Raw genomic sequence first — 4,173 nt, 5'->3', positions numbered from 1 at the left:
TTCGTCGACAGCCTCGAAGAAGAGTGGTTGGCGGAGGACCCGACGCTCCCCACGGACGCCGTGCCGGTCGTGGCGCGCATCGTGCGCCTTTCCTACTACATCGCCGAAAAGGTGGACAGGAACCTCGCGAAGTTCGACCTCACCCGCGGTGAATTCGAAGTGATGGCCGTGCTCGTGCGAAATCCGAACGAAAAGGTGACGCCGAAGCTCCTGCAGTCGAAGATCCTCATCACCTCGGGCGGGCTCTCGAACCGGATCCGGAAGCTCGAAGAGAAGAACTTCTTGACGCGCCAGCACGACGAAGCCGACCGCAGGAACGTCATCCTCACAGCGACGCCCTTGGGCCGCCGCGTGACCCTGAAGGCCGTGGTCTCGCACATGCAGATCGAGCGCTCGATCATCGAGCGCCTCTCGGGCGAAGAAAAGCTGGGGCTGGCGAAGCTCCTCAAGCGCTTGATCCTCGTGCAGCAGCACGAACTCAACAAGGACGGTCTGCGCTAAGACGATCCGTCACCCGTTGAAAAAGCCCGCCCGGGGACGGTCCCCGAGCGGGCTTTCCCCGTCTTGAGGCCGAAAAGATCTCCGACCCCAAGACGCCCCCACAACGCCCGCGGCCCGTACGGGTCCTTCAAGCCCGGACGGTCCGCGGAGGCTGAACGCTAAAAAGCTAGGAAGACCTCACTTCTTCATGGTGCCCGCACGCCCCATCTGGTTCCCGTACCAGAGGCTCACGGCTTCGATTTCGTCGTCGGTCATCGCTTCGGCGAAGAAGCGCATCTCCTCCATGAAGTCGTTCTTCCGAACGCCCGACTTGAAGTCCTTCAGACTCCTCACGAGGTAGGCCGGGTTCTGGCCGTGGAGCACCGGGGCCTTCACCGCGCTCTCCGGACCCGCCCCGTGGCAGGCCGCGCAGGGGGTGATCGCGCGTGCGGGATCGCCCTTCGTGATGATGAAGGTGTTGTCGATGGGCTTCGGCTTCACCTGATCCTTCCCCACGGTCAACGTCGTCCCGTCGGGGCCGGGGAGCTGCGCGTAGAGCGCCGCCACGTCGGCGATCTGCTGGTCCGAGAGCTTCTGCGCGGCCTTGGCCATGAGCGCCGCCTGCGCCCCTGAGGAGCGGAGCCCCGCCCGGTATTCGAGGAGCGCCTTCGCGGTCACTTCAAAGGGCTGCCCCGAGACGTGCGGCCACATCGCCGTCTGGGCGACGCCGTTGGGGCCGTGGCAGGACTCGCAGAAGTTCTTGGAGTGCACCGCAAAGCCGCCCAAAGCCGTGGGCGCGGGGAGTTCGTCCACCTGGCGGACGATGTCCGCGGCGGTGAGGTTCTGGGTGGGGAGCGGCGCGCGCTCGGGAGCGGCAGGGGAGGCGGGAGCCTCCGCCGCGTGCGCCGAAGAGAGCGCGCCCATCACGGCGAGCGTTCCCGCAGCTGCCGCGAGAAGGCGTGCCGTCCTGAGGATGCGTGCGCCGTCGTGTTGGGTTTTCGTCATGGTGTGTTCGTCCATAGGTTTGGGGTCGGAGGCATCAGCCGAAGCTGTCCTCGGTGATCGTGTTCATCCAGCTGTCCAGATACATGGCGGCCAGGGCCTGCTCGGTCGCGCCGGCGGTGAGGAACTGATAGCGCTCGCGGGTGTTCGTTCGGGCGATCTTTCCTTCGATGATCCGGAAGACGTCCGCGACGAAGATCCCGTAGTCGTGACCGGCCAGGGCGTAGCACGTGTTGGACCATGCGGGCTCAGGGAGCTCACGCCCGGCCAAGGTCTCGACGATCGCCCGCGCGGTGTTCTTCGCCTGGGTGTTGGCGGAAAATCCCGATTTCGGCATCGCGTCCGCGATCGAGGCGTCGCCGATCACGTAGACCTCCGGGATGATCGTCGACTGGAAGTCGACGCGGTTCACCGGGCAGAAGTTGGTCTTGTCGGCCAAGCCCATCCGGAGCGCGACGTCCGCGGCGTGCATGGGCGGGACGATGTTCAAAACGTCCGCCTTCACGTCCCCGCCCACGGTCTTCACGATCATGCGGTCCGGGTCGATCGAGAGCGTCCTGCCGCCCTCCTTCTCCGTCACCCATTCGAGCGCGCAGTCGGCGCGCCCGGGCGACGCGAAGGGCGCGAGCTTTTCCTGGTACGCCTTCGGAATGGGGTACCCGTAGAGCCGGTTCCAGCCGAGGATCATCGTCGCGTCGGTCACGAAGTCGTTCTTCGGGTCGAGGTTGATGATCTTCGCGCGCGGGTTGTGCTTCGCGCACCATTCGGTGACCAAGGCGGTCCGCTCGTAGGGTCCCGGCGGGCAGCGGTAGGGGTTCGGGGGCGAGACGATCACGAAGGTCCCGCCCTCGGGCATCGCCTGCAATTGCTTTGCCAAAAGCACCGTCTGCGGCCCCGCGATCCAACCCGAAGGAATCTTCGTCGCGGCGAGCTCCGCGGAATACCCGGGCACGGCGTCGTAGAGAAGCTCCACGCCCGGCGCCACCACGAGCTTGTCGTAGGGGTAGCGGCCGGCCTCGCCCACGACCTCCTTCCGGTCGGGGTCGAGCCCGGTGACGGTGTCCTGCACCACCTTGACGCCGTACTTCGACTTCAGGGCGTCGTAGGAGACCGTCATGTCCTCGATCGTCTTCGTGCCGACGACGACCTCGCTCGATCCGTAGTGCCGGACGTAGTTGGGGTTCCTGTCGATCAGGGTCACGTCGAGCCCGGGCGAGAAGAGCTTCAGGTACTTCGCCGTCGAGGCGCCGCCCACGCCCGCGCCCACGATGACGATGCGGGCGGGACCGGCCGCCTTGGCGGTCTGCTTCAAAGCCTGAGCCCAGGCGGGCGCCGCGGGCGAGAGCGACGCGAGGGCGGCCGCGGCGAGGAGCGCGCGGCGTCGGGTCTGGTTGGGGCTCATCATTGCGCGTCCTCCTTCTTCGGGGCAGTGGCCGCGGGTTCACCCGCGGCATCATTCGTCGAGTGAAGAGCGAGGGGCTTTCTCTCCGAGAACCACTTCGCCATCTTCTCGATCGAGGCGTCGTCATAGCCTTCGGCGATGTGGCTCATGATCGAGGACGGGCGCTTCAGGTCCCGGAAGTCCTTCATCGCGCGGATGAATTCCGCCTCGTTCATGCCGGCCAAGGGCACGAAGTTGCTGCCCTTCAATTCCCCGTAGGTGCCGTGGCAGGCGGCGCAGGTGTGCGCCATCGCCTCGCCCGTGGGTTCCTTCCCCGTGGCGGAGGTCTCGGGGAGCGTTTGCGCGCCCGCGGGACCCGCGAGGATCATCGTGAGCCCGGAGACCAAAAGCGTCACCGCCGCGACGGCGGAAAAGGTCGCCGTGAAGGCCACCGCCCGGTCGCGGAACTTCTCCGCGGCCGTCCGGCGGTCGTCCGGACGGGGGGCGAGCGGGCAGGTCAGGTCGTTCGTCTGCATGGTGTTCTCCTCCATGTCGGTACGTGTCGTACGGTCCGTTCAGTCCTGAGTGGTCCGGTCGGTCGGGTGAGGGGTGGTCAGCCCCAGACGACCCAGGCGCCGACCGCGAAGTAGCCGATCACCCAGAGCGAGAGGAAGGCGACGGCGGTGCGGCCGATCGTTTCCGTCCCAGACATGTCGATGGGGCCGTCTTTGGGCGCCGTACCCAGCTTCCACGCGAGCGTGAGGAGGTACGTGAGCGCCGTGCCGCCCACCAAGAGGAACGTCCCGAAGAAGATGAGTGTGGTGGGCCAGTCCGTGACGACCTTGTAGTCGAGCGGGTTCCAACCGACGGCGTCAAGGAGCGTCCCATAGCGGAGCACTTCGCGAAGGGCCGAGAGCACGAGCACCATCACGACGGTCATCCCGAAGGCCATGTAGTTGCAGAAGATGCAGAGACGCCTCTTCACCTGAATCGCGCTCATCGCGGCGAAGTAGGCGAGCGGAATGACGGCGAGGAAGCTCCACACCGACCCCGCGAACCAGCGCATCGTGTCGGGGAGCGTCACCATCCACGCGAGACCCGCGAGGATGACGATCGCCGAACCCCAACGCGCCGTCTTGTGGGCGACGTTTTCGACGAAGTCGACGTAGTCGAAGTCGGTTTCACCGGCCGAGAGCAGTTGTCGGCGGTAGCCGAAGAGCCAGGCCGCGGTGACGGGGAGCGACAACGCCAGGAAGAAGACGAGGCGCGGGTAGGAGACGGCACTGCTGTCCAAATTGAAATGTGCTGTC

At 66.1% G+C, this 4,173-nt stretch carries 4 protein-coding genes and 1 pseudogene; 1 reads left to right on the top strand and 4 read right to left on the bottom strand.

Annotated features, from left to right (window positions below):
• The coding region (locus tag HMPREF9440_RS07525; RefSeq protein ID WP_008542996.1) for a MarR family winged helix-turn-helix transcriptional regulator at positions 1–501 on the top strand (501 nt) is incomplete at its 5' end.
• Between the two features lie 177 nt (positions 502–678).
• Here the strand turns inward: HMPREF9440_RS07525 and HMPREF9440_RS07520 are convergent.
• The 4 genes and pseudogenes from HMPREF9440_RS07520 to HMPREF9440_RS07505 form a co-directional block, all read right to left on the bottom strand.
• Entirely contained in the window at positions 679–1,485 is an 807-nt protein-coding gene (locus HMPREF9440_RS07520; protein WP_148516551.1) for a c-type cytochrome, read from the bottom strand.
• A gap of 34 nt (positions 1,486–1,519) precedes the next feature.
• Positions 1,520–2,887 (bottom strand): NAD(P)/FAD-dependent oxidoreductase, encoded by a 1,368-nt coding sequence (locus HMPREF9440_RS07515; RefSeq protein WP_008542991.1) that lies wholly within the window; start codon positions 2,885–2,887, stop codon positions 1,520–1,522.
• Positions 2,884–3,399, bottom strand: a complete 516-nt coding sequence (locus HMPREF9440_RS10725; protein ID WP_216586070.1) for a c-type cytochrome — start codon at positions 3,397–3,399, stop codon at positions 2,884–2,886. Before HMPREF9440_RS10725 ends, HMPREF9440_RS07515 begins: the two co-directional genes overlap by 4 nt.
• 77 nt (positions 3,400–3,476) lie before the next feature.
• Positions 3,477–4,173, bottom strand: a pseudogene (locus tag HMPREF9440_RS07505) (hypothetical protein); the annotation flags it as partial.

The organism is Sutterella parvirubra YIT 11816 (genome assembly GCF_000250875.1).
GTDB classification, from domain to species: domain Bacteria; phylum Pseudomonadota; class Gammaproteobacteria; order Burkholderiales; family Burkholderiaceae_F; genus Sutterella; species Sutterella parvirubra.
Note: the sequence above shows the minus strand (reverse complement) of the source record. Positions and strands in the feature narration are given on the sequence as shown.